35 protein-coding genes and 2 tRNA genes are annotated in these 26,357 nt (G+C 70.3%); 13 read left to right on the forward strand and 24 right to left on the reverse strand.

The window, feature by feature from the left end:
* Positions 1-90: 90 nt before the first annotated feature.
* Positions 91-168 (reverse strand) — tRNA-Ile (locus tag BLT23_RS35970).
* An 87-nt stretch (positions 169-255) separates the two neighbouring features.
* Between BLT23_RS35970 and BLT23_RS35975 the strand changes: the two genes are divergently transcribed.
* Entirely contained in the window at positions 256-717 is a 462-nt protein-coding gene (locus tag BLT23_RS35975) for a GNAT family N-acetyltransferase (RefSeq protein WP_176947083.1), read from the forward strand.
* Here the strand turns inward: BLT23_RS35975 and BLT23_RS35980 are convergent.
* Together BLT23_RS35980 and BLT23_RS35985 are read right to left on the reverse strand one after the other, a co-directional pair.
* Entirely contained in the window at positions 672-1,529 is an 858-nt protein-coding gene (locus tag BLT23_RS35980) for an oxygenase MpaB family protein (protein ID WP_090058869.1), read from the reverse strand. The two genes, BLT23_RS35975 and BLT23_RS35980, sit on opposite strands and share 46 nt — an antisense overlap.
* 70 nt (positions 1,530-1,599) lie before the next feature.
* Positions 1,600-1,672, reverse strand: a tRNA-Asn gene (locus BLT23_RS35985).
* 138 nt (positions 1,673-1,810) lie between these two features.
* Here BLT23_RS35985 and BLT23_RS35990 point away from each other — a divergent pair.
* Positions 1,811-2,101, forward strand: a complete 291-nt coding sequence (locus tag BLT23_RS35990; RefSeq protein WP_090058872.1) for a hypothetical protein — start codon at positions 1,811-1,813, stop codon at positions 2,099-2,101.
* 18 nt (positions 2,102-2,119) lie between these two features.
* Here the strand turns inward: BLT23_RS35990 and BLT23_RS35995 are convergent, their stop codons facing one another.
* Genes BLT23_RS35995 through dnaG form a run of 3 tightly spaced genes read right to left on the reverse strand, consistent with a single transcriptional unit; the run spans position 2,120 to position 5,271 of the window.
* Positions 2,120-2,860, reverse strand: coding sequence for a trans-aconitate 2-methyltransferase (locus tag BLT23_RS35995; protein ID WP_090058877.1), 741 nt, complete (start codon positions 2,858-2,860; stop codon positions 2,120-2,122).
* 24 nt (positions 2,861-2,884) lie between these two features.
* The gene (locus BLT23_RS36000; RefSeq protein ID WP_090058881.1) at positions 2,885-3,379 is read right to left on the reverse strand and encodes a hypothetical protein; all 495 of its coding nucleotides are present in this window, start codon (positions 3,377-3,379) and stop codon (positions 2,885-2,887) included.
* Positions 3,379-5,271: a DNA primase gene (gene dnaG, locus BLT23_RS36005; RefSeq protein WP_090058886.1), complete on the reverse strand. Its 1,893-nt coding sequence runs from the start codon at positions 5,269-5,271 to the stop codon at positions 3,379-3,381. Before dnaG ends, BLT23_RS36000 begins: the two co-directional genes overlap by 1 nt.
* A 35-nt stretch (positions 5,272-5,306) precedes the next feature.
* Between dnaG and BLT23_RS36010 the strand changes: the two genes are divergently transcribed.
* Positions 5,307-6,167 carry a sigma-70 family RNA polymerase sigma factor gene (locus BLT23_RS36010; protein WP_245744539.1) on the forward strand — a complete coding sequence of 287 codons (861 nt, stop codon included), beginning with the start codon at positions 5,307-5,309 and terminating at the stop codon, positions 6,165-6,167.
* Positions 6,168-6,175: 8 nt separating this feature from the next.
* Here BLT23_RS36010 and BLT23_RS36015 read toward each other — a convergent pair whose 3' ends face one another.
* Together BLT23_RS36015 and BLT23_RS36020 are read right to left on the reverse strand one after the other, a co-directional pair.
* The gene (locus BLT23_RS36015; protein ID WP_245744540.1) at positions 6,176-6,988 is read right to left on the reverse strand and encodes a class I SAM-dependent methyltransferase; all 813 of its coding nucleotides are present in this window, start codon (positions 6,986-6,988) and stop codon (positions 6,176-6,178) included.
* 4 nt (positions 6,989-6,992) lie between these two features.
* Positions 6,993-7,562 (reverse strand): carboxymuconolactone decarboxylase family protein, encoded by a 570-nt coding sequence (locus tag BLT23_RS36020; RefSeq protein ID WP_090058900.1) that lies wholly within the window; start codon positions 7,560-7,562, stop codon positions 6,993-6,995.
* Positions 7,563-7,644: 82 nt separating this feature from the next.
* Between BLT23_RS36020 and BLT23_RS41135 the strand changes: the two genes are divergently transcribed.
* Positions 7,645-7,821 (forward strand): hypothetical protein, encoded by a 177-nt coding sequence (locus tag BLT23_RS41135; RefSeq protein ID WP_157512840.1) that lies wholly within the window; start codon positions 7,645-7,647, stop codon positions 7,819-7,821.
* Positions 7,822-7,834: 13 nt separating this feature from the next.
* Here BLT23_RS41135 and BLT23_RS36025 read toward each other — a convergent pair whose 3' ends face one another.
* From BLT23_RS36025 to BLT23_RS36040, 4 genes are all read right to left on the reverse strand, one after another.
* Entirely contained in the window at positions 7,835-8,353 is a 519-nt protein-coding gene (locus BLT23_RS36025; RefSeq protein ID WP_090058904.1) for a Scr1 family TA system antitoxin-like transcriptional regulator, read from the reverse strand.
* 68 nt (positions 8,354-8,421) lie between these two features.
* Complete coding sequence (locus BLT23_RS36030; protein ID WP_090058909.1) at positions 8,422-9,423, reverse strand: serpin family protein; 1,002 nt, start codon at positions 9,421-9,423, stop codon at positions 8,422-8,424.
* Positions 9,424-9,460: 37 nt separating this feature from the next.
* On the reverse strand, positions 9,461-10,699 hold the full coding sequence (locus BLT23_RS36035; RefSeq protein WP_090058912.1) for a deoxyguanosinetriphosphate triphosphohydrolase: 1,239 nt from the start codon (positions 10,697-10,699) through the stop codon (positions 9,461-9,463).
* Entirely contained in the window at positions 10,699-11,373 is a 675-nt protein-coding gene (locus tag BLT23_RS36040; RefSeq protein WP_090058915.1) for a YdcF family protein, read from the reverse strand. Before BLT23_RS36040 ends, BLT23_RS36035 begins: the two co-directional genes overlap by 1 nt.
* 51 nt (positions 11,374-11,424) lie before the next feature.
* Here BLT23_RS36040 and BLT23_RS36045 point away from each other — a divergent pair, with 51 nt between their 5' ends.
* The gene (locus BLT23_RS36045; RefSeq protein WP_090058919.1) at positions 11,425-12,156 is read left to right on the forward strand and encodes a Type 1 glutamine amidotransferase-like domain-containing protein; all 732 of its coding nucleotides are present in this window, start codon (positions 11,425-11,427) and stop codon (positions 12,154-12,156) included.
* 15 nt (positions 12,157-12,171) lie between these two features.
* Positions 12,172-13,026, forward strand: coding sequence for a serine hydrolase (locus BLT23_RS36050; RefSeq protein WP_090058924.1), 855 nt, complete (start codon positions 12,172-12,174; stop codon positions 13,024-13,026).
* On the opposite strand, the gene BLT23_RS36055 is transcribed toward BLT23_RS36050, so the two are convergent.
* Both BLT23_RS36055 and BLT23_RS36060 read right to left on the reverse strand, forming a co-directional pair.
* Complete coding sequence (locus BLT23_RS36055; RefSeq protein WP_090058928.1) at positions 13,016-13,858, reverse strand: hypothetical protein; 843 nt, start codon at positions 13,856-13,858, stop codon at positions 13,016-13,018. The genes BLT23_RS36050 and BLT23_RS36055 overlap by 11 nt on opposite strands.
* Before the next feature lie 124 nt (positions 13,859-13,982).
* Positions 13,983-15,368 carry a glycine--tRNA ligase gene (locus BLT23_RS36060; protein ID WP_090059188.1) on the reverse strand — a complete coding sequence of 462 codons (1,386 nt, stop codon included), beginning with the start codon at positions 15,366-15,368 and terminating at the stop codon, positions 13,983-13,985.
* Between the two features lie 93 nt (positions 15,369-15,461).
* On the opposite strand from BLT23_RS36060, the gene BLT23_RS36065 reads away from it, so the two are divergent.
* Entirely contained in the window at positions 15,462-16,139 is a 678-nt protein-coding gene (locus BLT23_RS36065) for a tetratricopeptide repeat protein (protein WP_090058933.1), read from the forward strand.
* On the opposite strand, the gene BLT23_RS36070 is transcribed toward BLT23_RS36065, so the two are convergent.
* Entirely contained in the window at positions 16,120-16,500 is a 381-nt protein-coding gene (locus BLT23_RS36070) for an antibiotic biosynthesis monooxygenase family protein (protein WP_090058938.1), read from the reverse strand. The two genes, BLT23_RS36065 and BLT23_RS36070, sit on opposite strands and share 20 nt — an antisense overlap.
* 17 nt (positions 16,501-16,517) lie before the next feature.
* Between BLT23_RS36070 and BLT23_RS36075 the strand changes: the two genes are divergently transcribed.
* From BLT23_RS36075 to BLT23_RS36085, 3 genes are read left to right on the forward strand one after another with little or no spacing between them, the layout of a single operon-like run.
* Positions 16,518-16,796 (forward strand): hypothetical protein, encoded by a 279-nt coding sequence (locus BLT23_RS36075; RefSeq protein ID WP_090058943.1) that lies wholly within the window; start codon positions 16,518-16,520, stop codon positions 16,794-16,796.
* Positions 16,797-16,807: 11 nt separating this feature from the next.
* A complete protein-coding gene (locus BLT23_RS36080; protein WP_090058946.1) occupies positions 16,808-17,158 on the forward strand; it encodes an ArsR/SmtB family transcription factor in 351 nt (116 codons plus the stop codon).
* Positions 17,155-17,553: a Fur family transcriptional regulator gene (locus BLT23_RS36085; RefSeq protein WP_090058949.1), complete on the forward strand. Its 399-nt coding sequence runs from the start codon at positions 17,155-17,157 to the stop codon at positions 17,551-17,553. The genes BLT23_RS36080 and BLT23_RS36085 overlap by 4 nt, the downstream gene beginning before the upstream one ends.
* 126 nt (positions 17,554-17,679) lie before the next feature.
* Here BLT23_RS36085 and BLT23_RS36090 read toward each other — a convergent pair whose 3' ends face one another.
* The 9 genes from BLT23_RS36090 to BLT23_RS36130 all read right to left on the reverse strand — a co-directional run bounded on the left by BLT23_RS36090 (position 17,680) and on the right by BLT23_RS36130 (position 23,526).
* Positions 17,680-18,381 carry a TIGR03943 family putative permease subunit gene (locus BLT23_RS36090; RefSeq protein WP_090058953.1) on the reverse strand — a complete coding sequence of 234 codons (702 nt, stop codon included), beginning with the start codon at positions 18,379-18,381 and terminating at the stop codon, positions 17,680-17,682.
* The gene (locus BLT23_RS36095) at positions 18,378-19,388 is read right to left on the reverse strand and encodes a permease (protein ID WP_090058961.1); all 1,011 of its coding nucleotides are present in this window, start codon (positions 19,386-19,388) and stop codon (positions 18,378-18,380) included. The genes BLT23_RS36090 and BLT23_RS36095 overlap by 4 nt, the downstream gene beginning before the upstream one ends.
* Entirely contained in the window at positions 19,385-19,786 is a 402-nt protein-coding gene (locus BLT23_RS36100; RefSeq protein ID WP_090058964.1) for a hypothetical protein, read from the reverse strand. The genes BLT23_RS36095 and BLT23_RS36100 overlap by 4 nt, the downstream gene beginning before the upstream one ends.
* A 30-nt stretch (positions 19,787-19,816) precedes the next feature.
* Positions 19,817-20,239, reverse strand: a complete 423-nt coding sequence (locus tag BLT23_RS41140) for a hypothetical protein (protein WP_176947085.1) — start codon at positions 20,237-20,239, stop codon at positions 19,817-19,819.
* Between the two features lie 23 nt (positions 20,240-20,262).
* Entirely contained in the window at positions 20,263-20,664 is a 402-nt protein-coding gene (locus BLT23_RS36110) for a YbjN domain-containing protein (protein ID WP_090058973.1), read from the reverse strand.
* Positions 20,661-21,485, reverse strand: a complete 825-nt coding sequence (locus BLT23_RS36115; RefSeq protein WP_090058976.1) for an isoprenyl transferase — start codon at positions 21,483-21,485, stop codon at positions 20,661-20,663. Before BLT23_RS36115 ends, BLT23_RS36110 begins: the two co-directional genes overlap by 4 nt.
* A gap of 47 nt (positions 21,486-21,532) precedes the next feature.
* On the reverse strand, positions 21,533-22,285 hold the full coding sequence (recO, locus tag BLT23_RS36120; protein WP_090058981.1) for a DNA repair protein RecO: 753 nt from the start codon (positions 22,283-22,285) through the stop codon (positions 21,533-21,535).
* A gap of 14 nt (positions 22,286-22,299) precedes the next feature.
* The gene (gene era, locus BLT23_RS36125) at positions 22,300-23,196 is read right to left on the reverse strand and encodes a GTPase Era (protein WP_090058985.1); all 897 of its coding nucleotides are present in this window, start codon (positions 23,194-23,196) and stop codon (positions 22,300-22,302) included.
* A 69-nt stretch (positions 23,197-23,265) separates the two neighbouring features.
* Positions 23,266-23,526, reverse strand: a complete 261-nt coding sequence (locus tag BLT23_RS36130; protein WP_090058989.1) for a hypothetical protein — start codon at positions 23,524-23,526, stop codon at positions 23,266-23,268.
* A gap of 134 nt (positions 23,527-23,660) precedes the next feature.
* Between BLT23_RS36130 and BLT23_RS36135 the strand changes: the two genes are divergently transcribed.
* Genes BLT23_RS36135 through BLT23_RS36145 form a run of 3 tightly spaced genes read left to right on the forward strand, consistent with a single transcriptional unit; the run spans position 23,661 to position 26,349 of the window.
* Positions 23,661-24,521 (forward strand): helix-turn-helix domain-containing protein, encoded by an 861-nt coding sequence (locus BLT23_RS36135; RefSeq protein ID WP_342713726.1) that lies wholly within the window; start codon positions 23,661-23,663, stop codon positions 24,519-24,521.
* 20 nt (positions 24,522-24,541) lie between these two features.
* Positions 24,542-24,724, forward strand: a complete 183-nt coding sequence (locus BLT23_RS36140) for a DUF397 domain-containing protein (protein ID WP_090058997.1) — start codon at positions 24,542-24,544, stop codon at positions 24,722-24,724.
* Between the two features lie 35 nt (positions 24,725-24,759).
* A complete protein-coding gene (locus tag BLT23_RS36145) occupies positions 24,760-26,349 on the forward strand; it encodes a plasmid pRiA4b ORF-3 family protein (protein ID WP_143036157.1) in 1,590 nt (529 codons plus the stop codon).
* The last annotated feature ends 8 nt before the right edge of the window (positions 26,350-26,357 follow it).

Raw genomic sequence — 26,357 nt, forward strand, 5'->3', positions numbered from 1 at the left:
CGCTCGGCAGACCACGTCGGCACAGCCTCCGGCGCGAACCAGGACCGGGCGTGGCTACCGCCCGAACGAAGCGGTTCGTGCAACGACTGTTGGTGGGGAAGGTGGGGCTCGAACCCACGACCTGACGGATTATGAGTCCGCTGCTCTGACCAACTGAGCTACTTCCCCCCGGCTCACGCTGCGTGGTGGAGGATACCGATCTCCCCGGACGGGGGTTGCGCGCCCCCGTGGCGAGCGACACATAGGCTTGCCGGCGTGCGTCTGATCCTCCGCGACTTCACCCCTGCGGACGAGCCCGAGGTGCTGCGCCTGTTCGCCGACTGCGACGACTGGTTCCAGGCCGCCACCGGCCATCCGTCCGGTCCCGGCGACGTGCAGAGCCTCTACTACGCGCTGCCGGAGGGCGCGGCGTTCGAGCAGAAGCGGCTGCTGGTCGCGCAGGCCGAGGGCATGATCGGGTTCGTGGACCTCGTGCTGGACCACCCGGTGCCGGGTGAGGCGAGCGTCGGGTTCTTCCTGGTGCCGAAGGACCTGCGGCGGTGGGGCATCGGCACGGAGATGGTGAAGGCGCTCGCCGAACGGTTCCCCGCCGTCACGCGCGTGCACGTGCGGCTGCACGACTTCCGGCCCGGCACCGAGTTCCTCAAGGCGACGGGTTTCGTCCTGAACGGTCAGCGGGCAGTGCTGGAGCTCGCGCCGAGGTCCGACGGCCGGTAGCCGTCCGGGTAGCCGGGGTAGGTGCGGTTGCGGGCGCGGGTGAGCTTCAGCCGGCGGCGTGGTGGCAGGTGACGCACCACGAACGCCCGCGCGCGCAGCGCCAGCCGTCCCGCGGCGCCCACCCAGGCCGGGGGCGGGGTGAAACCGAACGCCCGCACCATCGACGGGTCCAGCATCGAGATCACGGCGCGGGAGACGACCGGTTTGAGGACCGCCGGGTACCACGAGCAGAACAGGTCGAGCGTGTACTGGCCGATGCGGCGGTTCGAGGGCGCGAACGTGAAGTGGCGCTGTTCGTAGTCCGCCTTGAAGGCGCGGAACTCGTCGAAGTCCGCGGGGATCTCCCGGATTCCCATGCGGGCCCCGACGGCGCGGTAGAAGTGGAACGCGGCCAGTTCCTCGTTGCGCGTCAACGGCCTCCAGCCGAACCGCGACAACCACTCGATCGGGTCGTAGATGAACGTCGACAGGACGTACCGCATGTCGTCGTTCGAGATGTCGTAACGCCCGTGCTGGCGGTTGACGACCCGCAGCGACTCACGGCCGCGCGGCGAGTCGTAGCCGTGCTCGACGAGCTCGGCCATGAGAACGGCCGTGTCGTCGTAGCGCTTCTGCGGGCGCCGTTCGAACTCCCCGGTGCGTTCCAGCAGCCCTGAGATCGTCGGGACGCAGTACGTGCGGAACAGCGCCATCTCCAGCGCCTTCTGGTAGTCCCACGGGAACTCCAGGCCCGACGAGATCCGCAGGATCTCCTCGTGGCCGGTGACCGGGTCCAGGGAGGAGATGCGGCGGAGGTTCGTGAAACGCGGCATCGCTTCACGCTGGCCGACGGCCGGGAAAAGCGCTAGGGCCCAGTTGGATGACTGGGCCCTAGCGGCTACGCTCCCCCAGCTGGACTCGAACCAGCAACCCTGCGATTAACAGTCGCATGCTCTGCCAATTGAGCTATGGGGGAATGTTCGGTTGTTCTCGCTGTCAGGCTTGGTTCCTCCTGACAGTGGGTAACTCTACATGAGCCTCAAAACGGGTTCCGCAAGGACCCCCCACTTTGCGGCAACATGGCCATGACCAGGCACGATGAGAGGAGACCCGCATGAAGGGCATCTTGGTCGGCGCGGCGATCGGCTACGTGCTCGGCGCCAAGGCCGGGCGGGAGCGCTACGACCAGATCGTGCGCCTCTGGCACCGCTTCACCGCGAACCCCACGGTCCGCAAGACTGCGGGCCAGGCCAAGGACAAGGCGTTCGAGGCCGCTCACCAGGCGAAAGACCTGGCCGCGGATGCCGCGGGGAAGGCGGCGGACGCCGCCGGGAAGGCCGCCGACAAGGCTCCGTGGAAGAACAAGGAGCAGTCCAACGGCCAGCCGGTCAGCCGGCTCACGTGACGATCTTCACAGCGCGGGTCACACGCGGGCGACCGCGAAGATCCGCCTGAACGGGAACCACGTCGTGCCGTCGGCTCGCTGGGGGTACGCCTCACGCAGCCGCGGCGCGAGTTCCGCCACGAAGGTCTCGTAGTCCGTTGAGGACAGTGCGGCGCGCACCGGCCGCAGGGCCGTGCCGCTCACCCAGTCGAGCACGGGGTCCCGGCCGGTGAGCCGCTGCACGTACGTCGTCTCCCAGACGTCCACTGTGGAGCATCCGCCGAGCAGGTTCGCGTACTCCACCGGGCTCAGAACCGGTGTGCCGGAACGGAAGACGTGCCGCAGGGACGGTCCGGCGACCTCGCGGATCAGCCGGTGCGACGGGTCCGCGAAGTTGCCGGGCAGCTGGAACGCGAGCCACGCGCCGGGTGCCAGCGCGTCCACCCAGGACGACACGATCGAGGGATGCGACGGGATCCACTGCAGGACCGCGTTGGACACCACGACATCGGTGTCCGGCGACGGCGTCCAGGTGGTGACGTCGCCGACTCGGGCGTCCACCCCGGCGGCCCGTGCCGCCTCGACCATCTCCGGGGACGAGTCGAACGCCTCGACCACCGCGGAGGGCCACCGCTCGGACAGCGACGAGGTCAGGTTGCCCGGTCCGCAGCCCGCGTCGACCACCCGCCGGGGCTTCTCCGCCGCCACGCGCGCCACCAGCTCGTAGAACGGCCGCGCCCGGTGGTCGGCGAAGGCCAGGTACTGCGCCGGATCCCACACACTTCTGACAGTACACGCGTACTGCTAGCGGGCAAGCCTTGCCGCGATCGGGGCCACGGCCTCGCGGACGGCGGCCAGGTCGACGCCCGCGTCCCCGCGCGCCTGCCACACGAAGCCGTCCCGGCCGGGGATCTTGCGCTGCAACACCCACACGCCGGGCGACTCGACGCGTTCACGCGCCCTGATCGACCCCTCGACGCGCTGGCTGATCGCCCGCAGCACGCGGCCCGGGTCGTCGACGCCGAACCGCAGCGGCGCCAGGTCCTCCAGCAGCACCACGGAGCCCTCGGTGGCGGCCTCGGACGCCTCCACGACCCGCAGCGCGCCCTCCCACTTCACCTTGCTGACCAGGTGCCAGCCGATGCGCCGGGGGCCGGGCACCCACAGCCCGAGCGACGTCACCACGAGGTGACCGCCGCTCTGCACAGGTGTGTGGGCGACCACCGTCTCCTCCGGTTCCAGGTCGCCGGTGAACCCGTCCGGCGCGCCGTTGCCGAACAGTCGTCGGAACAGTCCCACTACAGCACTCCCGCACTCTGCTGCAGGAGCGCCTTGCGGTACTCCTCCAGGGCCACCAGGTCGCCCCACAGCGCCCGGTACTCGTCGGCGTCCTTGATCGGGGACAGCCGCCGCAGCCGCGACTTCACGTCCTCGACCTGCTTGCCGACCTGCACCTCCTGCAGGCGCGCGATCACCATCGACACGTAGCGGAACTCGTCGTTCTGCTTGACGGTCAACGGTTCGACGGCGAGCTCGGTCAGCACCGACCGCACCGACGCGTGCGAGCACGCCTGCGAGATCGCGTCCAGGTAGGCCGTGCCCGCGAGGCCGGACGACGCGCCGCCGGCGTCGCGGATCGCGCGGTGCAGCGCCACGTACGCGGGGTGCGTGAACGCCTCGTCGGGCAGCGAGTCGTAGAGCGGACCGGCGTACTCGGGCAGCCGCAGCGCGACCTTGAGCACCTCGCGTTCGGGCACGAGCCGGGGGTCGCGCGGGTTGGGCCGCGGCGGACCGTCGACCTCGACGCCCAGCGCCATCTGGTTCGGGTCGGTGCGCTGCGCGGGGGCGGCGGCCGGGGCCTTGCCTCCGGCGACCTGGCGCACCCGCCGCACGACCATCGCCTCGTCGTCCCAGCCGACCCACCAGGCCAGCCTCGTCGCGTAGCCGTCGCGCTTGGCGCGGTCCTTGATCTGCGCGACGAACGGGACCATCTTCTTGAGCGCCTCGACGCGCCCGTCCACCGAGTCGAGGTCGTACGCCTTGAGCTGCGCCTTGATCGCGAACTCGATCAGCGGCGTGCGCCGGGCCACCAGGTCGCGCACCGCCACGTCGCCCTTGGCCTGCCGCAGCTCGCACGGGTCCATGCCGTCGGGCGCGACCGCGATGTAGGTCTGCGCGTTGAACTGCTGCTCCCCCTCGAACGCCTTCAGCGCGGCCTTCTGGCCCGCCTCGTCGCCGTCGAAGGTGAAGATGACCTCGCCGTTCACGTCGTCGTCGATCAGCAGCCTGCGCAGCACGTTCATGTGCTCGGTGCCGAACGCCGTGCCGCAGGAGGCGACCGCAGTCGGGACGCCGGCCAGGTGCATCGCCATCACGTCGGTGTAGCCCTCGACGATGACGGCCTGCTTGCGCTTGGCGATCTCGCGCTTGGCCTGGTCGAGCCCGAACAGCACCTGCGACTTCTTGTAGATCATCGACTCGCTGGTGTTCAGGTACTTGGCCTGGATCGGGTCGTCGTCGAAGATCCGCCGCGCGCCGAAGCCGACGACCTCGCCGCCGATGTCCTTGATCGGCCACAGCAGCCGCCGGTGGAACCGGTCGATCGGGCCCTGCCTGCCCTCCTTGGTGAGCTGGGCCTTGATCAGCTCGGTGATCTCGAACCCGCGGCCGAGCAGGTGCTTGGTGAGCTTGTCCCAGCCGCCGGGGGCGAACCCGCAGCCGAACTGCCTGGCCGCCGCCTCGTCGAAGCCGCGTTCGGCCAGGAACTCGCGTGCCTGCTGCGCCTCCGGGGAGGCGAGCTGCTCGGCGTAGTACTCGGCCGCCGCCTTGTGGGCCTCGATGAGCCTGCTGCGCGTGCCGCGGTCGCGCTGGACCGTGTTGCCGCCGCCCTCGTAGGTGAGCTGGATGCCCGCCCGGTCCGCGAGCCGCTCGACGGCCTCGACGAACGACAGGTGCTCGACCTTCATCACGAAGGCGATCACGTCGCCGCCCTCGCCGCAGCCGAAGCAGTGGTACGTGCCGTGCGACGGGCGCACGTTGAACGACGGCGTCTTCTCGTCGTGGAAGGGGCACAAACCCTTCAGAGCTCCGCCACCGGCCCTCTTGAGCGAGACCTGGTCCCCCACGACCTCGTCGATGCGGCTGCGCTCACGCACCAATGCGATGTCGCTCTCCCTGATGCGTCCTGCCACGCCCCGAGTCTAATCCTTTGGCAAACTTGCCAACCGTGACCACGGCCGACGTCTTCGGGCTCCACCGCACGCACCTCATCGGGGTCGCCTACCGGCTGACCGGCAGCGTCGCCGACGCCGAGGACGCCGTGCAGGAGGCGTGGCCGCGGTTCGCGAAGGCCGAGGGCGTCGAGGACGCGCGGGGCTGGCTCACGACCGTGGTGAGCCGCATCTGCCTCGACCGCCTGCGCTCCGCCGCCGTGCGCCGCGAGACGTACGTGGGTTCGTGGCTGCCGGAGCCGCTGGTCACGACCGAGGAGGACGACGACCCGCTGGCGGCGGTCGTGCGGGCCGATGGAGTGCGCATGGCGGCTCTGGTGCTGCTCGACAAGCTCACGCCGGACCAGCGGGTGGCGTTCGTGCTGCACGACGCGTTCGCCGTGCCGTTCAGCGAGATCGCGGACGTGCTGGGTGTGACGCAGGCCGCCGCCCGTCAGCACGCGTCACGGGCGCGCAAGATCGTGACGGGGTCGGCGCCACCGCCGCGCGCCGCTCTCGACGAGCAGCGCGCCGTGCTGGAGAAGTTCCTCGCCGCCATGACGAACGGCGACATCGACGCCGTCCTGGGCCTGCTGCACCCGGACGCGGTGATGGTCGGCGACGGCGGCGGCAAGGCGCGCACCGCCGTCAACGCGGTCTCCGGCGCGGACAAGGTCGCCCGCTTCTTCCTCGGCCTGCTGCGCAAGTACGGCTACCCGGAGCTGCGGCCCGTGCTCGTCAACGGCGACGTGGGCGTGGCCATGCCCGCGCAGGGCGACATCGCCGCCCGCGTCACCACGTTCACCGTCCACGACGGCAGGATCACCGCCGTCTACGACGTCGTGAACCCGGACAAGCTCCGCCACGTCGGCCTCTGACCCCGGCGTCACCACCGCAGCCGGAGCAGCTTGCCGACGTCGCGGAGCTTCGGGATCGCGCCGACGACCTTCAGCTGGACCCGGCCCGCCCCGGGCAACGCCTCCCGGTGCGGCAGGTCCACGCTGCGCCAGGAGTCCACTGTGGTCAGTCCGGGGTGCAGCGCCTCGACCTCGCGCGGGTCGTCGACGCCCCAGTGCAGGGTCGCGCCGGCGTTGCGGACGGCGGGAACGAGCTTCTGCAGCTTGATCCCCCACGAGCCGTAGACGTCGAACAGGAGCTCACCGCCCGCGAACCGGCCGGTGATCCTCCTGACCAGCCCGTGCCCCTCCTCCCGCGTGAGGTACATCGAGAGCCCTTCGAACACCGCCACCACCGGCCGGTCGGCGGGAACGGCGTCGAGCCAGGCGTCCTCGGTGACCGACGACGCCACGAGCGCGTAGTCGCCCGCCGGTTCCGGCAAGATCCTGCGCCGCAAGGCAACGACGTCCGGCATGTCCACGTCGACCCACCGCACGGTCTCCGGCCGTTCGAGCCGGTGCGCGCGGGTGTCGAGGCCGCAGGCCAGGTGCAGCACCGTGCAGGACGGGTGGCGTGCGATGAACTCGCGCGTCCAGTCGTCGAGCACCCTCGCGCGGATGGCGACGCCGACGGCGGTCGTCGTGGTCATGCCGGTCTTGCCGAAGTCGTAGTCGATGCGCTCGACGGCACGCTTCGCGGCGTCGTCGTGCAGCACCGACTCGGGCCGTTCGCTGTCGAGCGCCCGGCCGTACAGGGTGGCGAGCATGGTCGCCTGCGCACCCCTGAGGGAAATCTTCTCCACGCCTCTACGGTGCCGGGACGCGGCAGGCGTCGCCACTGGCGAAGCCCTGGTCCTTGATGTCGAACGCGCTGTTGAACCGGGCGCGCTGGTTCTCCAGCGCGATCTGGTAGGTCAGCGCGACCAGCTCCTCGCGGCCCAGCAGCCGTTCCAGCTCGGCGACCTGCTCGTCGGTGACGGTGACGGGCGTGCCGGTCATCGCGTCGGCGTAGGCGAGCGCCTTGCGTTCGAGGTCGGTGAACAGCTCCGAGGTGGCGTACGAGTCGATGTGCCGGAGCCGCTCGACGTCGAGGCCCTCGTGCTTCATCAGCATGGCGCCGAAGTCGACGCACCACGAGCAGCCCAGCGTGACCGCCGTCCGGTAGACGCACAGCTCGAACAGCGGTCCGTGCGCCGAGCCCTTCACCGCCTTCTTGACCGCCAGCTCGTGCCGGCCGCTCGCCAGCGTCAGCCGCGGGTGGTGCGCCATCACGGTGACGGGCTCCGGCACGGCGCCGAACTCGCGCCGCGCGAACCAGTACAGGGCCTTCGTGAGCAGGCCGGTGTCCTTCGCGGGAACTCCCTTGATCCTCGTCATGACCAGTGGACGAGGCGGCGCCGCGAAATGTGACACCTTTGGGTGACTGGGCGGCCGGGACGGGTCCTCATAGGGTCCACGCATGAGCAACGACTTCGTGCTGGACATCGATCACGAGTCGGCCGGCCTGCTGGCGGGAACGCTGCTGGCGGGCGACTCGTGCGCGGTCCCGGTGCGACACCAGAACGTCAAACTGCTGCTGTGCGCGCTGCCGGGCGAGGACGGGATGCGGTTGTTCCTGCGCCGCAACACCCCCTAGGGCCGTGAGGGGCCTACCGGTCGTAGACGGCCACGTACTCCATCAGCACGTCGCGCGACCGTTCGTTGTCCAGGGCGATGGCGTGCATGCGCTGGAAGATCGCCACGGCCCGTTCCACCGTCGCGGTGTCGCTCGCGAGCGTCCAGTTCGCCAGGTAGACCAGCGGCGGCTCGTGCTCGTACTGGATCAGCGCGTAGTCGAGCCCGACCGCCGCCGCCCCGCCCGCGCTGGCCGGCACGATCCGGATCGAGGGCGCGTGGAACAGCAGGTGCAGGACCTGGTCCTCCATCAGGCGGTCGTTGCCGACGACCGTGCGCAGCGCGTACTCGTGGATGAAGAACACGCACTGCGGCAGCACGCCGTCACACCGCAGCTCGGGCGACGGCGTGAAGCCCAGCGCCCTGGCCAGCGTCTTCTCGTAGTACTCGGTGCGCAGGAGAACGGGGATGGTGACGCCGCTGAAGCAGGTGATCCGCGTGGCGCCCGCCGCGGCGAGCACGACGAACTGCTCGCCGGCACCGTGCTGGGTCATGTCCGAACGGTAAGGCCGTGATCATGATCTCGCCGCCCGAAACGGTCGCCCGACAGAGCGGCGCGTGCTCACGGACGGGCGACCTGCGCGAGGAAGTACACGGCCCCCGAGGAGGCGTGGCGCACGGCGAGCAGGAACGGCCGGTCCACCTCCACGACGACCGGGTCGGAGGGGATCTCCATCGACACGGTGCGGAACATGACGGCGGTGGCCGCGGCGCCTTCGAGGCCCTCCTCGTCCAGGCGCAGGACGGCCTCGTGGATCACGTCGTCGACGAACAGCCGCTGGTCCGGTGACAGCCCGCTGAAGTCGGCGTCGCGGGTGAACATGCGCTCGACCCCGAGCCGCCGCAACGTGTCCCTGAGGGTGAGCTTGGCCCGGACGTCCAGCCGCGGCAGGGAGAGGTCGAGGCGGGTGACCTCGTGCGCGTCGAACACCGCCGGGGTCAGCGGCTGCTCCAGCGAGACGTCCGGCAGCAGGACGACGGCCTCGACACCGGAGTCTGCGGGCAGCACGACGGTCTGCCAGCCGTCGCGGTGGGCGTAGCGGAACTTCTCGGTGACGTTCATGGTCGGCACGTCCACGTCACCGCCGGGCGCGTGGAACGGCTTCGGCGTCGTCTCGGAGAACCGGTTCAGCCAGCCCACCTTGAGGTACAGGGCGTTGACGATGATCGCGGCGGCGTCCGAGGGCGGCGGGCTCTCCAGCAGCTCGGGGATGAGGCCGCGGGTGGTCTCGGCGACGTCGGTGTTGACGAGCCTGCGGACCGTCGACGGGTCGGAGAACGCCGTGCGCCGCACCGAGGACGCCAGCGGGAAGCCGGGGTCGAGGGTCAGGTCGTCGTCGGCCCAGAGCGTGTTCGCGACGGCCAGCTCCGGCACGTCGAGGGCGTCGGCCGGGTCGAAGCCCTTCAGCAGCGCGTCCAGCTCGGCGCGGGTCTCACCGCGGGCGGCCTCGCGGGCCAGTGCGAGCGCGCCGGCCACCGAGAAGGGCGACCAGCACGCGTTCGAGGACGGGTCGGGCACGGCGACGCGGTGCAGGTTCAGGGCGAAGTCGGCCTGATCGGTCACAGCGGCTCCTCCGTTGGCGCGGGTCCGGTTCCCGACGCTACGCCGACGCGCGGTGCCAGGCCACGGCTTGGGCGTCGGTCAGCAGCGCGACCTGGTCGACGACGACGCGAAGCCGTGCGGCGTCCGTGGCCGCGGCCGCGAAGACGGGGCGGAACGCGGCGTCGAGCAGTTCCGGCCGTTCCACCAGGCGTGTGACCAGCTCGGCGATCAGCTCGCGCTGCGCCGCCTGCATGGCCAGGCGGGCCTGGTCGCTCATCACGTACCGGACGGCCATCGCCTTGAGCAGCGCCACCTCCGCCGCCACCTGGCGCGGCACCTCCAGCGACGCGGAGTAGCGCGTCAGCGGCCCCTCGCCGTGCGCGGCGCGGGTCGCGGTGACGGCGGCGGAGGCGAAGCGGCCCACCAGTTCGCTGGTGAGGTTCTTCAACGCCACCTGCGCGCCGAGCGAGCCGTCGTACTCGTGCCCGGTCCAGAAGGCGATCACCGGCAGCGTGACCAGCTCCTCGGCGGCGGCTTCGAGATCGGCGACGGACTCGTCCGAGAACGTCTTGGCGGCGAGCTCCGCGATGGCGGCGCGCTCGTCGGAACGGGCCAGAGCGCCGAGGCTGATGCGGTGCGCCAGCACGCCGTCCTCGACGTCGTGCACGGAGTACGCCACGTCGTCGGACCAGTCCATCACCTGTGCCTCGATGCACCGCTCACGGTCCGGTGCGCCCTCACGCATCCACTCGAACACTTCGACGTCGTCCTCGTACACGCCGAACTTCACCGTGCCCGGCGTGCGCGGCCACGGGTACTTCGTCGCCGCGTCGAGCACCGCGCGCGTGAGGTTCAACCCGTGCGCGGACTTGGGTTCCAGACGGGCGAGGATGCGGAACGTCTGCGCGTTGCCCTCGAAACCACCGCACGGGCCCGCGAGCTGGTTGAGCGCCCTCTCGCCGTTGTGCCCGAACGGCGGGTGCCCGATGTCGTGCGCGAGACCGGCCGTGTCGACGATGTCCGGGTCGCAGCCCAGTTCGCCGCCGATGCCGCGGCCGATCTGCGCGACCTCCAGCGAGTGCGTCAGGCGCGTGCGCGGCACACCGGTGACCTCCGAGCCCTCACCGGGGCCGACGACCTGGGTCTTGCCCGCGAGCCTGCGCAACGCCGCGGAGTGCAGCACGCGGGCGCGGTCACGGGCGAACGGCGTGCGGGTCTCGGAGCGGGCACCCGGCAACGCGGCGCTCTTGGGTCCCTCGGGGAGCAGTCGCTCCGCGTCGTGGCCGGTGTATCCCATCACCCGATTTTAGGGAGGTTCAGCTCCTCGAACACGCCGGCGTGGGCCTTCATCAGGCGGTAGTACAGCAAGGCTCCGGTCTCGCGCTTGATGTAGAACCACTGGGTCTCGCGGGTCTGCACGTTCGGCCCGCTGCGCGTCGGCGACGTCCACGCGCGCAGACCCGCGTCCTCGGCCATCGTGCGGGCGCGCAGCGAGTGCCACGGGTCGCTGACGATCACGGCGGTCGTCAGGTCGCGTTCCTTCGCCACCGACGCGACGGCCCGCAGCGACCCGAGCGTGTCCGCGCCCTCGCCGACCTGCAGCACCCGGTCCTCCGGCACGCCGCGCTCCACCAGCCACATCTTGCCGACCTGGCCCTCGGTGAAGTTGTCGCCGGGCTGACGCCCGCCGGTGGTCGCGATGTAGCTGACGACGCCCTCCTCGTAGAGGCCGAGCGCGTGGTTCAGCCGGGCCTCCAGCACGTCGGACGGGACGCCGTTGTACTGCGCGGCACCGAGGACGATCGCGACGTCCGCCTTCGTCCAGTCGTCGACGCGCGCCACCTGCCACACCCGGAACGCCGTACCGCCGACCACGAGCACACCTATCACTAGCGCCCCGAAGAGGAGGCGCAACACGATCCGGCGAATCCTGGCGAGTGGTCTGAGGGGCGTGGTCCGCACACCACGCATGGTTCCAGACCCGGCCCGGCCGGCTTTGACGCCCCTGCGAGGATCACACCCATGCCCGCTGAGCAGCCCACCATCCTCGCCACCTCCGGCGGCTGGCGCCCCGGTCACCGCAGCGCCCTGGAGTTCGGCAAGCTGATCCACTTCGCGCTCGACCTGTCCGGTGTGGAAGGCCGCAGGCCGCGGTTCCTGCACGTCGGCACCGCCGGTGGCGACCAGCGCGCGATGAACGCGAACGTCGCGGAGGCGGGCGCCATCGCGGGCGTCGACGTGTCGTTCCTCAACCTGTTCACCATGCCGCCGACCGACGACCTGGAGAGCTACGTGCTGTCCCACGACGTCGTGTGGGTCGGCGGCGGCTCGGTCGCGAACCTGCTCGCGGTGTGGGACGTCCACGGCCTCGGCCCGGTGTTCCGCACGGCGTGGGAGGCGGGCGTCGTGCTCAGCGGCGTGTCGGCGGGGTCGATCTGCTGGCACGCGGGCGGTGCGACCGACTCGTTCGGGCCGGACCTGCGGATCGTCACCAACGGCCTGGGCCTGCTGCCCTACGGCAATGGCGTGCACTACGACTCCGAGGAGCAGCGCCGCCCGAAGATCCACGAGGCCGTCGCGGCCGGGCTGCTGCCGAAGACGTACTGCACGGACGACGGCGTGGGTCTGCTGTACCGGGGCACCGAGTTGGTCGAAACGGTGACGGAACGTCCGGAATCCGGCGCATACCTGGTGGTCAGGGACGATTCTTCAGCAACCGCACAGGAGGAAAAGCTCGACACCAGGGTGCTGTGAGCAGACCGTTGAAGTGTGCGCTGGACGTTGATCCTATTGCTCGTCGCGGTCGTCTTCGCCGTCCCCGACGCCGCTCCCTGCCGCGCCGGCCACGAGCTGTCGACTGATATATCGCGTGGCCCGGACCTCGTCGGCGAACCCGATATATCGCATACCGGCAGTTCCGACGTCGCTTCACTGGTATCCAATATATCAGCTGCTGATATATTGGATATCGCAGCGGCGGGTGGTGTCTCCGACGTCGCCGTCGCCGTTCTCGACCTGCAGACCGACGAGGTCGTCGCGGAACGGGGCGACAAGCCGTTCTACTCGGCGTCGCTGTCGAAGCTGATCGTCGCCGTCGACGCGCTGCGCGGGCAGCTGTCCACGTCCGACGAGGACCTGGTTCACCGCGCGTTGAGCCTCAGCGACGACAGCGCGATGGACGTGCTGTGGACGCGGTTCGACGGCATGGGCGCCATCGGCCGTGTCGCCGCCGAAGCGGGTCTCACCGGCACGCACGCCCCGGACGACCCGTCGCAGTGGGGCGAGGTCGTCATCACCGCCAACGACATGGTGCGGTTGTACCGGCACGTGCTCTCCTCACCGGCGCGAGACGCGGTCGTCGGGTCGCTGTCCGCCGCTCCCGCCGTCGCCGCCGACGGCTTCGACCAGGCGTTCGGCCTGCTCGGCGTCACCGGCGCCTACGCCAAGCAGGGCTGGATGTACTACCTGCCGAGCGACGTCCACCTGCACAGCGCGGGCGTGCTCGACGACCGGTACGCCGTCGCCGTCCTCACGACGAGCCCGACCGGCAGCTGGACGTCGGCCCGTGAGTCGATCAACGCCGTCGTCCAGGCCGTGCTGGCGAAGCTCAGCGTCAGCGGCTGACCCGCCACGGCCGCTCCCAGGAACCGGTGAACTCGCGCAGCACGAGGATCGCGCCGATGAGCAGCACGGTCGCCGCCAGGACCAACGCCCCGAACAGCATCCCGGCGGCACCACCGGCGGACACCAGCTCGGCCGCGGCGTACCCGGCCGCGGTGGGCACGACGATGTACGCGCCGATGTTGCGCCGCCGCGCCGAGCGGACGTCGTCGACCCGCGTGAGCGACAACCCGAGCACCACCGGCGTCAGCGTCACGACCAGCCCGAACGCTTCGAGCAGCAGCCACCGCGACGGCGACGTGAACGCCAGCACCACCACCGAGACCGACAGCACGCTCCCCGCGACGACCAGCAGGGTGCCGAGCACCCGGATCCTCGGGACCAGCGCCGGAGCTGCGGCGTCCGGCACGAGCGGCCCGAACTCGGCGACGACGATCCGGTGCACGAGCAGGCTGGTCCGCAACGCCAGGACCAGCGCGACCACCACCGGCACCACCAGCGACACCACGACACCCACCGCGAGGGCACCGGGCCTGCCGACCGGCTCGACGCTGAACGCGAACCAGTAGAACGGGAAGAGCAGCGCGAGCGCGGCACCCTCCAGCACGACGAACACGTGCCGCAGCCGGGCCGCCGGCACCGCGCCGGTCACCCGCCGCGCCACCAGCCCGCCCGCCACCGGGCACAGGCACAGCATCGCGCCCGTCGCGGCGGTGGCCACGAGCACCTGCGGGGTCCCCGTCTCGGCCACCGCGGCGGTGAGCACCACCCAGGCCGCCAGGACCACGCCCGCCACGGCCTGCCACGGCCCGCGCTTCCGGAACTCTTCCGTCACGCCCTTTGACACGCGGGAACGTGCCGGAATGTTGCCTCGGCCCGGCGCCGGAGGCCGGTCGCGAGCGAGCTGCGACGACCGAACCCCCTGCGACACCGTCGCAGGGGGTCCGTGGTCGAACGGGTCAGCAGCCGACCAGGCGCGCGGCCAGGTACGACTCCAGCTGGTCCATCGCCACGCGCTCCTGCGACATCGTGTCGCGCTCCCGCACCGTCACGGCGTGGTCGGTGAGCGTGTCGAAGTCGACCGTGACGCAGAACGGCGTGCCGATCTCGTCCTGGCGGCGGTAGCGGCGGCCGATGGCGCCCGCGTCGTCGAAGTCGACGTTCCAGTTGCGGCGCAGCGCCGTCGCGAGGTCGCGCGCCTTCGGCGACAGGTCGGCGTTGCGCGACAGCGGCAGCACGGCCACCTTCACCGGGGCGAGCCTCCGGTCGAGCTTCAGCACGACGCGCTTGTCCACGCCGCCCTTGGCGTTGGGGGCCTCGTCCTCGGTGTACGCCTCGAGCAGGAACGCCATCATCGGGCGGCCGACGCCGGCCGCCGGCTCGATGACGAACGGCTTGTAGCGCGAGTTCGTCGCCTGGTCGAAGTACGACAGGTCGACGCCGGAGTGGTTGGAGTGGGTCGTGAGGTCGAAGTCGGTGCGGTTCGCGATGCCCTCGAGCTCACCCCACTCCTGGCCGCCGAACTTGAAGCGGTACTCGATGTCGACGGTCCGCTTCGAGTAGTGCGACAGCTTCTCCTTCGGGTGCTCGTAGTGCCGCAGGTTCTCCTTGGACACGCCGAGCTCGGTGTACCAGCGGGTGCGCTCGTCGATCCAGTACTGGTGCCATTCCTCGTCCGTGCCCGGCTCGACGAAGAACTCCATCTCCATCTGCTCGAACTCACGCGTGCGGAAGATGAAGTTGCCCGGCGTGATCTCGTTGCGGAACGACTTGCCGATCTGGCCGATGCCGAACGGCGGCTTCTTGCGGGAGGTCGTCTGCACGTTCAGGAAGTTCGTGAAGATGCCCTGCGCCGTCTCCGGGCGCAGGTAGTGCAGGCCCTCCTCGGTCTCGACCGGGCCGAGGTGGGTCTTGAGCAGGCCGTTGAACATCTTCGGCTCGGTGTAGGTGCCGCGGGTGCCGCAGTTCGGGCACGGCACGTCGGAGACGTCGCCCTCGGCGACCTCCTTGCCGGTGCGCTCGGCGTACTCCTCGGACAGCGTGTCCGCGCGGAACCGCTTGTGGCAGGACTCGCACTCGACGAGCGGGTCGACGAACGCCTCGACGTGGCCGGAGGCGACCCACACGTCGCGCGGCAGGATCACCGACGAGTCGAGGCCGACGACGTCCTCACGGCCGCGGACCATGAAGTTCCACCACTGCCGCTTGATGTTGTCCTTGAGCTCGACGCCGAGGGGCCCGTAGTCCCACGCCGAGCGGGTACCGCCGTAGATCTCCCCGCACGGGTAGACGAACCCCCTGCGCTTGCAGAGGCTGACAACGGTCTCAATACGATCGGCGGCCAACGGGAACTCCATCGGGGGAATCAGATTCGGGGGCTCCAGCGTAGCCGTCACCTCGCGGCCCCGAACGAGCGACCGGGGGCCTACGCTGCACGAATGGAAGACCGGCTGCGAGAGCTGTGGGACTTCGCCGACCTCGACGGCACCGAGACGAGGTTCCGGGCGCTGCTCGGCGAGGTGGGCACCGACGACGAGCGCGCGGAGGTGCTGACCCAGCTCGCGCGGATCGAGGGCCTGCGGGAGGACTTCGCCGCGGGTCACCGCCTGGTCGACGAGGCGGAGGTGCTCGTCGCGCCCGACTCGACCGGCCGGGTCAGGGCTCTGCTCGAACGCGGCAGGCTGCACCGCTCCGGCGGCGACCCGGCCGCCGCCCAGCCGCTGTTCGTGGCGGCGTTCATCCTGGCCAAGACCCGCGGTGACCTGTCGCTCGCGGTCGACGCCGCGCACATGGCGTCACTGGTGGACGACCCGGAGAAGTGGACGAAGCAGGGCCTGGAGCTGGTGGTGGCGAACCCCGGCCTGGTGCGCTGGCTCGGCCCGCTGCACAACAACCTCGGCTGGTTCTACTACGAGAACGGCCGCTACGACGAGGCGCTGGAGGCGTTCGAGAAGACGCCGGAGGCGTACGCGGAGAGCGGCAAGGCCAAGACGCTGCACGCGCTGGGCCGCACCGCCGAGGCCGCCGAGTCCGCGCGCAGGGCGTTGCAGCTGCTCCCCCACGGCGCGCACGAGGAGTGGGTGCAGGAGATGGAGGCTATCGCCGCCGAGGGGTAGCGGGGCCGCCCGCCTCGCCCAGCCGGACGGTGAACGCGTCCTCGGCGAGCAGGCTCGTGTGCTCCTCGACCTGACCGTCCGCGCTGGTCAGCGTCGGTTCGTACATCGCGGGCTCGTCGGTCAGCGCCTCCGACAGCAACGGGATGACGTGCTCGCGCACCGGGAACGGCGACATCGCCCGCCGGTAGGCCACCACCGAGGCGAACTCGACGGTGAGCACCCACCTGTCGTCCTCGTCGGTCGACCGGGCGAGCGTGCCGCGCAGGCAGCCCGGCTGGGCGGTCAGCAGCTTCAACGCCTCCTCGGCTCGCGAGGTGAACGTCTCGGGGTCGGACACGCGGAAGCGGCACACCAGCAGCACGGTGCAAGGATGGCACGGTGACCAACAAGCGCCCCCTGCTGCCCGGCGACGGCCCGCTCGCGCGCGTGCGTCCGGTCGTGGCGTTCGTGCTCGTGCTCGGCCTGTTCATCACCGGCGTCTGGGTCGGCGGCACGGTCGGCGCGGTGCTGCTCGGAGTCCTGGTGATCGGCGCCTGCGTCCTGCTGGCGGCGACCTGGAAGGTGCTTTCCCCAGCTCACCGCACATTGCGCGTGGTGGTCCTGCTGGTTCTCGTGCTCATCACCGTAGAATTGGTTGTGAAAATCCCTACCAGGTGAGGTGCGCCGCCATGACTGCTCAGCTGCACGGCGAGCACTCCCCCGAACGCGCGGCACCGGCACCGGCGCCACGACCGGCCGCCCACGCCCTCGCCGAGGCGGGTGACCTGCTGCGGGCGCTCGCCGCTCCGGTCCGCATCGCCATCGTGCTGCAGCTGCGCGAGCACGACCGCTGCGTGCACGAGCTGGTCGAGGCGCTGGGTGTGGCCCAGCCGCTGATCAGCCAGCACCTGCGGGTGCTGAAGTCGGCGGGGGTGGTGCACGGGGAACGGCACGGCCGCGAGGTCGTGTACCGGCTGGTGGACGAACACCTGGCGCACATCGTGGTGGACGCTGTGACGCACGTCGAGGAGAAGTTGTGACCGGACTGAGGTCCACCAAGCAGCGCACGGCGGTGTCGAACCTGCTCGACCAGCTGGACGACTTCCGCAGCGCCCAGGAACTGCACGAGGAGCTGCGCCGCCGCGGCGAGGGCATCGGCCTGACCACCGTCTACCGGACCCTGCAGTCCCTCGCGGACGCGGGCCAGGTCGACGTGCTGCGCACCGACTCCGGCGAGGCGATCTACCGCCGCTGCTCGGCGCACCACCACCATCACCTGGTGTGCCGCCACTGCGGCCGCACGGTCGAGGTGGAGGGTCCCGCCGTCGAGAAGTGGGCTGACCGCGTCGCCGCCGAGAACGGCTTCTCCGAGGTCAGCCACACCGTCGAGATCTTCGGCACGTGCGCGGAGTGCACGGCCAAGGGCCTGAGGTAACCCGGCCCACCGCTCACCCACACGCACCCCACCAGCCCCACCCGGACGCCACGCGGGGGCCCTTCGTACTACGTGACAGTACGAAGGGCCCCCGCGTGGCGAAAAGGAAGGGCTTGAAGTAGCGGGTCAGCTTTCGTAGGGCTCGACCGGTTCGGCGACCGGGGTGAACGAGTCCACGGTGAAGCTCGGCACCCACGAGTTCGTCTCGTTCGCCGACTTCGGCACGACCTGGCCGGTCACCTCGACCCACTGCTCGTCGGGCAGCGCGGGCACGTCCCCGCCCAGCCGCACCTTCAGCGGGCGGGCGTCGGCGGCGCAGCACGAGATCGCGATGCGCGCGGCGTACGTCTCGCCGTCGGCGCGCAGCAGGAAGCCGGTCAGCTTCACCCGCCGCCCGTCCAGCGTGCCGGACTCGTCCCACGCCGTGCGCGTGACGAACTCCGTCATGGACAGCGGGATGACGTCGCCGGAGGGCAGCTCGCCCAGCAGGTTGCGGGAGCGCTGCGTCTGGTTGGTGTCGGCGGCGGAGTTGACGATGTCGCCGCCCAGCGCGGGCGGCGAGATCAGGAACACCGCCATGACCGGCAGCAGCAGGAACCAGGTCGACCGCGACGAGTGCTCGTGGCCCGCCTCGGCCGCCTCCGCCCGGCCGCGCCGGATGTCGGTGACGATCGCGAACAGGGCCAGGCCGATCATCACCACGCCCGCGGCGATCAGCAACGGCAGCAGGCTCTTCTGCACGTAGCGCAGGTACATGCCGGAGAAGCTGATCTTCAGCAGCGCCCCGCCGAGCAGGACCAGCAGGATGTTCTGGGTCTCCCGCCTCACAGCAGCACCACTCCAGACAGAACCGCGCACAGGATCGCCACCACGAACGTGGCCGGTGCGAAGCGGAAGGCGAAGGACTTGCCGAAGGCGCCCGCCTGCAACGCGATCAGCTTCACGTCGACCGCGGGGCCGACGACCAGGAACACCAGGCGCGGCAGCAAGGGCAGCGCGGAGAACGCCACCGCCACGAACGCGTCGGCCTCCGAGCACAGCGCCAGCACCACGGCCAGCACCGCCATCACGAGCACGCCCAGCACGATCTGCGCGCCGAGCGTCTGCATCCACGCGGTCGGCACGAACGTCTTGAACGCCGCCGCGAACAGCCCGCCCAGCACCAGGAACCCGCCTGCGTCCACGAGGTCGTGCCGCGCGCTCTCGGCGAACACGGCCCACCTGTTGCGGCCGGAGTGGTCGGACATGCGCGCCAGCGCGCGTTCCGCGATCCACTCCATCTTGCCGAACCGCACCCACAGCCAGCCCATGACCATCGCGGTCAGCAACGAGCCGGCGAACCGCGCCACGACCATCATCGGGGTGTCGTTGAACGCCACCGCCGTCGAGACCAGCACGATCGGGTTCACCGCGGGCGCGGCCAGCAGGAACGTCAGCGCCACGGCGGGTGCCACGCCCTGCTGCATCAGCCGCCGCGCGACGGGCACCGAGGCGCACTCGCAGCCGGGCAGCGCCACCCCCGCGACCCCCGCCACCGGCACGGCCAGCGCGGTCTTCGAGGGCAGCAGCCTGCGCAGGGCCGAGGCCGGCACGAAGGCCGCGATGGCGCCCGAGATCAGCACGCCCAGGACCAGGAACGGCATGGCCTGCACGCAGATCGCCACGAACACCGTCGAGGCCGTGCGCAGCTTCGGCACGTCGAGCAGGTCGACGAGCCGGGACTGGAAGAGCAGTGCGAGAACGAGAATCCCGCACAGCACCTCCAACGACGTGATCTTCAGCCGGGGCGGGCCGGACCGCCGCTTCGACGAGCGGATCTCGCCGGTGATCGTCACGTCGTCTTCATCGCCAGGACGCGCTGGTAGATGCGCTCGACGCCCTCGCGGAACTCCTCCGGCGACGGCAGTTCCGTCTCGCTCGCGTCCTCTTCGAGGCCCTCGTCGTCCTCGTCCTCGTCGTCGTCCTCGTCCTCCAGCTCGCGGAGCTTCCCGATCGTGGCGGCCACCTCTTCAGGCGACAGCACGGGCAGGACCGACTTCACGACGGCCACCACGGGGATGTCGTCGTCCGCCCACGCCACGGCCTCGGCCAGCGCGATCGCGTCCTGGTACTCGTAGGGGCCGCAGACGAACGGCTCCCACTCCTCCTCGTCGGACGGTTCGAACGTGACGGTCCACGCGAACTGGTTGGGGAACCTGTCCTCGTCCGGTTCGTAGATGACCACGTCACCCATGAGGGTCCTCTCAGGCAGTCGGAGCGATCGTCATTCCGCGTCCAGGTCCAGCAACCGGCGGTAGGTGCGGGCCATGCCCTCGCGGATCTCCTCCGGCGACGGCGGCTCGGCGAACTCGGCCTCTTCCTCTTCGAGGTCGTCGTCGAAGTCGACGGGCGTGCCGTTGACGCCCTCCTCGGCCTCGGCCTCCTCGGCGAGCGCCTCCTCGCGGAGCTCCTCGATCGTGGCGGTCACGTCCTCGGCCGACAGCGCGGGCAGCATCGGCTTCACGATGGCCAGCACGCCGCCCTCGGCGTCGTCCAGCGCCACGGCCTCGGCCAGCGCGACCGCGTGGTCACGCTCGTAGGGGCCGCAGATGAACGAGTCCCACTCGTCACCGCCGGACGGCTCGAACGTGACGGTCCACGGGAACTCGTTGACGTCCGAGTCCTCTTCCGGCTCGTAAATGATCACGCCACCCATGAGAGGGTCCTTTCTCAAGAAAACCGGGAGAGGAGCTCGCCACGCACCTGCGACGCGGTCGAGACGACCAGCATGAGCAGCGTGCTCAACGGCTCCGGCTTGAGGCCGTCCGCCGGGAACGCGTACCGCAGCATCACGTCCGTGCCGCCCCGCTCGGACTGGATGACACCGAGCGTGCCGAACAGACCCTGACCGGCGCGTTCCGCCACCCACACCGCCACGTCGCCGGGCAGGTCCCAGGCGACGACAACGGTCAGCGACAGCACCGTCAGCCCCTCGGCCAGCTCCATGCCCTGCACCGCGCACGGCACGTCGCCGTGGCGGAAGCTCAGCGCCCCGTCGTCGTCCACGGACACGTCGTGGAACAGCTCCAGCGCCTTGCGCGCCGCCTCCAGGGCGTCTCCGCTCGCGTTCACGACGACGCCACCTCCTCACCCGGCTTGTCGACGGCACCGCCGAAGCGGCGGTCGCGGCCCGCGAACTTCTCGCAGGCCCGCCACAGGTCGCGGCGGTCGAAGTCCGGCCACAGGATGTCCTGGAACACCATCTCGGCGTACGCGGACTGCCACAGCAGGAAGTTCGAGATGCGCTGCTCGCCCGACGGCCGGATGAACAGGTCGACGTCCGGCATCTCCGGCTTGTACATGTACTTCGCGAGCATGCGCTCGTCGACCTTGTCCGGGTTGATCTGCCCAGCGGCGGCCAGCTTCGCGATCTCGCGGGCGGCGTCACCGATCTCCGCGCGGCCGCCGTAGTTCACGCACATGACGAGGTTCAGCACGTCGTTGTCCCGCGTGCGGACCTCGGCGTCCTGCAGCTGCTTGATGACGCTGCCCCACAGCCGCGGCGACCGCCCGGCCCAGTGGATGCGCACGCCCATCTCGTCGAGCTCGTCGGTGCGCCGCGCGATCACGTCGCGGTTGAAGTTCATCAGGAAGCGCACCTCCTCGGGGCTGCGCTTCCAGTTCTCGGTGGAGAAGGCGTAGAGCGACAGCCACTTCACGCCCAGCTCGATGGAGCCCTTGGCGACGTCGAGGACGACCTGCTCACCGCGCTTGTGCCCCTCGACCCGCGACAGGCCGCGCTGGTTGGCCCAGCGGCCGTTGCCGTCCATCACGATCGCGATGTGCTTCGGCACCAGGTCGGCGGGGATGTCCGGCGGCGTCGCACCGGAGGGGTGCGGGTCCGGTGGGCGCGGGACGCGCTTCTCCCGCTCCGAGCGGCGGCGGCGCAGCATGGGTCCAGGCTTCCTCTCACGAAAACCGTTGTCGGTAGGCGGTCAGACTAGCCGTCCGCCGGCTGGGCCTTCCGCTCGACCAGCGGTAGCGACCGCAGCTGCCTTTCGAGGTGCCACTGCAGGTGCGCGGCGACCAAGCCGCTCGCGTCACGGCGTGCCACGTGCGGGATCTCGTCGACCACGTTCCACTGACCGTGCAGCAACGCCGACAGCAACGCCAGCGTGTCACCCGATGGTGACGCCGACCCCGGTGGACGGCAGTTCGGGCAGCACGAGCCACCCGCCTGCACGCTGAACGCCCGGTGCGGCCCGGGAACACCGCACTTGGCGCACTCGTTGACCGCGGGCGCCCACCCGGCGAACGCCATCGCCCGCATCAGGTAGGCGTCCAGCAGCAGCGACGGGTCACGCTCTCCCGCCGCCAACGCCCTGAGGGCCCCCGTCACGAGCAGATAGAGCCGCACGGCCGGTTCGCCCTCTTCGGCCGTGAGCCGGTCAGCGGTCTCCAGCACCGCGCACGCGGCCGTGTAGCGCTGGTAGTCGCCGACGATGCCGACGCCGAACGCGTCGAGCGTCTGCACCTGCGTGATGATGTCGAGCGTCCGGCCGGGGTGGAACTGCACGTCGACGTGGCAGAACGGCTCCAGCCGCGCCCCGAACTTCGACGACGTGCGGCGCACCCCCTTCGCCACCGCGCGCAGCTTGCCGTGCCGCTGGGTGAGGAACGTGATGATCCGGTCCGCCTCACCGAGCTTCTGCACCCGGAGCACGATGCCGGTGTCGCGGTAGAGGTTCGCCATCAGAGACCCGCCACCTAGAACCCCAGGCGTCGCAGCTGCTTCGGGTCCCGCTGCCAGTCCTTGGCGACCTTGATGTGCAGGTCCAGGTACACGCGCGTGCCGAGCAGCGCCTCGATCTGCTTGCGCGCCGTCATGCCGACCTGCTTGAGCCGCTCACCCCGGTGCCCCAGGATGATCGCCTTCTGCGACGGCCGCTCCACGAACACGAAAGCGTGAATGTCGGTCAGGTCGTCCCTGCCCTCGCGCAGCGCCATCTCCTCCACCACCACGGCGATGGAGTGCGGCAGCTCGTCGCGCACGCCCTCCAGCGCCGCCTCCCGGATCAGCTCCGCGACCAGGGTCTGCTCCGGCTCGTCGGTCAGGTCGCCGTCCGGGAACAGCTGCGGCCCCTGCGGCAGCTTCTGCAGCAGCAGGTCGCTCAGCTTGTCCACCTGGAACCCGTCCACGGCGGACACCGGGATGATCTCGGCGAACTCCATGACCTTCTGCAGCGCGAGCAGCTGCTCCATCACCTGCTGCTGCGAGACCAGGTCGGTCTTGGTGACGATGCCCACCACCGGCGTGCGCTTCGCGACCTTCTCCAGCTCGGCGGCGATGAACTTGTCACCGGGCCCGACCTTCTGGTCCGCGGGCACGCAGAAGCCGACGACGTCGACCTCCGACCACGTCTCGCGCACCAGGTCGTTCAGCCGCTGGCCGAGCAGCGTGCGCGGCCGGTGCAGCCCCGGCGTGTCCACCAGCACGAGCTGGCCGTCCTCGCGGTGCACGATGCCGCGGATCGTGTGGCGGGTCGTCTGCGGCTTGCTGGACGTGATGGCGACCTTCGTGCCCACCAGCGCGTTCGTCAGCGTCGACTTCCCTGCGTTCGGGCGTCCGACGAAACACGCGAACCCGGAGCGGTAACCATCCATCCGCCCATTGTCGCCCCCTGCCGCCAGCGGGTTCATCGGAGGTCCCCCGCCCGCCTCACCGGCCGGGCGTCACGCCCACACGAGGCTCGCTTCACACCCACGGCCGAAGTGCCGCATCGCCCGGTCCACCGACCCGAAACGGCCGTGTCCGCTGCCGTCCGTGCTCACCCACTGCACCTGATCCGCGAACGCCAGCCCCCAGGCGACCAGCTCAGCCCCGGTCAGCTCCCCCTCCCCGCCCCGCTCCAGCTCGCAGACCGCGAACAACCGGGGAGCGGCCTCCGCGACCAGCTCGACCAGAAACTCGCCGAACTCGGCCTCCATCGACATCCATCGCCTCCGTGTCGTAACCGATTGATCACCAGCAGTAGCGCTACGGTGAACCGGTCAGCCCTGAAGTAAAAGTGGGAACCCACTTATTCACCCTTTCGGAGTTGAAGTCCATGAGTCTGGACAACGGCGCGGTGAACGCGACCGTGCGGAGGTGGCAGCTCACCGAGACGCTGCGGCAACTTCGCGAGCAGAGCGGTCTGACGATCGAACGCACCGCGGAGCTGCTGCGCACGGGGACAGGTAGGTGGTCGCGTTCCAAGGTCAGCCGGATCGAGAACCGCGAGCAGGGCGTGAAGGCGCACGAGGTGGAGCAACTGCTCGATCTCTACCAGGTCGAGGACGAACCGCTCCGAAGCTGGCTGATCAGCCTGGCGTCGAGTGCGCACGAACGCGGTTACTGGCTCTCGATCCGCAAGGACCTGCCCGAGGACTTCCACGAGTTCCTCAGCGTCGAAGCCGCACTGGTGGCATTCCGCCAGCTCGCGACCATGGTCATTCCCGGACTCCTGCAAACGCCCGACTACACCCGAGCGTTGATCAACGGCGCCCGTCCAGGGCTGGCATTCGAGTTGGTGGAACGGCGAGTCCTCGCGCGCATGGCTCGTCAACAAGTCCTGCGCCGGCCGAACCCCTTGCGCTACCACGCGATCATCGAGCAAGCGGTTCTCGAGCGCCCGGTCGGCAGCCCTTCCGTGATGCGCGGTCAACTCCACCGGCTGCTCGAAGCTTCCGAAGCCGGCCACATCACGCTTCAGGTCCTCGCCAAGTCAGCGGGTGCGACCCCGGCACTGGACGGACCGTTCTCCGTGTTGACGCTGCCCGACCCGATCCCGGACTTCTGCTACACGGAAGGCCCCGGAGGCTCCGTCTACATCGAGGACAGGGCCGCGGTACGGACCTGCATCGAGAAGTGGGGCATCCTCACCGAGCGGTCACTGTCACCGGCTGACTCGCTGGACGTGATCCGGGAGGCGGTGAAGACTTACGAGTAGCCGAACGACGAGGATGTGGGATGGCGAACGAGCTCTTGCGGTGGCGGAAAAGCACCTACTCCGGCAGCGGTGACACGGGCGGCGGGGAGTGCGTCGAGATCGCCTGGCTCTCCGAGGACCGGATCGCTCTGCGCGACAGCAAGAACCCCGGCGCGGGCACGGTGACCGCCTCCCGCGCCTGGTTGCGCACCGTGGGCCGCTGACACGACGGGACGTCGCGCTCGGTATTTTCGGCTGGGTGTCACCCGATCTTGAACTCGCTGCCCGCGACCATCCCGTGGTGCTGGCGGCGGCACGCCTGGCGGAATGGGTCGGCGAGGACGGCAGAGCCCTCACCACGGGCGGAGCGCTTCGGCCCGCCGACGTTCCCGACGCCGCGCGGGCGCTGGGCGTGCGGACACCCGCGAAAGTCAGGCGGGCGGCCGACGTGCCCGAGGTCCACCGCCCCTGGCTGGTGGCGGTCGGCGCGGGTCTTGTCGTCGTCGCGGACAACCGCGCCGTCCGCTCGCGTCAGCCGGATGGTCCGCTGACCGTGTGGTGGTCGGGGTTGCAGGCACTGCTGACCGCCGAGGCGGCCGACAACTTCGGCGGCGATCCTCGTGTCACCGCCCTCACGGCACTGACCGCGATGGCCGATGGGCCTGCTCTGGACGAGTGGGCATTCCGCCGCCGCATCGGCCGCCTGATGCAGGAACGCGGCGACTGGGACGTCTTCCGGGACCCGCAGCGTCACGGCAGACCCCATCCGGCCGACGCGGCTTTGACGCTCCTGCGGCTGTTCGGTGCCGTCGAGGGCTCCGCACCGACGCCGCTGGGGGTATGGGCCCTCGCCGAATGGCGACGCGTGCTGCCGCAGCCGATCACCGCGGACCTGCCGGCGAAGGAACTGCTCGATCTGCTCGACGGCATCGATGAGTCCGAGGCTTGGCAACGGGCCGTGCAGTGGTTCGGTGGACGCACTAAAACCGAGATCGTCGCCGAGCTCCTCCCGTGTGCCGCCGAGGCCGCCCCGGCCCAACGGATCACGGCGATCGGACTGATCGGCGGTCTGGGAGACGACCTCCTCCCGGCGTTGCGCGCGGCAGCCGAGGGATTTCCAAACCTCGCGGCTCATGTGCGCGCCCTGGCCTATCAGTACGGGCTGACGGCGTCGCTCGACCCGGACGACCTGGTCTGGCTGGCCACCGAGTACGCCCACGCCGACCTCGTCCACCACGGACTCAGCGCGGCCCGGTACGTGGCTGCGGACTACCTGGACGCCGCCGGGTTCGACTTCGACTCCGGCGGCGTCGACCGGATGGCCCGCTGCGGACACCCGCACGCGAGCGAGGTCGCCGCCGCCCTCGCCCCCGTCGCCGGATCAGCCGTGCCGGTCCAGCGGCTCAAGATCTCCCTGAGCGGACGCTGCTGGCGCCGGGTGCTGATCCCGGAGAACGCCACACTGGCGCTGCTCCACCAGGTGATCATCGTGCTTTTCGGCTGGGACGACGACCACCTCCATCTGTTCACCGTGGGACGCCGCCACTACACGGACTCCTTCCACAACCTCGACGAGATGGCGCCGGAAGACTCGATCCGGTTGCACCAGGCACTCCCCCGGCCGAAGGCGACCATCTCCCACACCTACGACTTCGGCTCGAACCGCCAGCACCGGATCGAACTGGAAGAAGTCGTGGACGGCCACCGGCTCACGCACCCGGAGTGCGTCGGCGGCCGGGGCGACAATCCGATCGAGTACTACGATCCCGACGATCCCGAGCCCGCGGTGCCGTTCGACATCGAAGGTGTCAACGAACGGCTGAAGAGGCTGGCTGAGGCAAGACACTGACAGCGCCG

The organism is Lentzea fradiae (assembly GCF_900100955.1).
Lineage (GTDB): Bacteria > Actinomycetota > Actinomycetes > Mycobacteriales > Pseudonocardiaceae > Lentzea > Lentzea fradiae.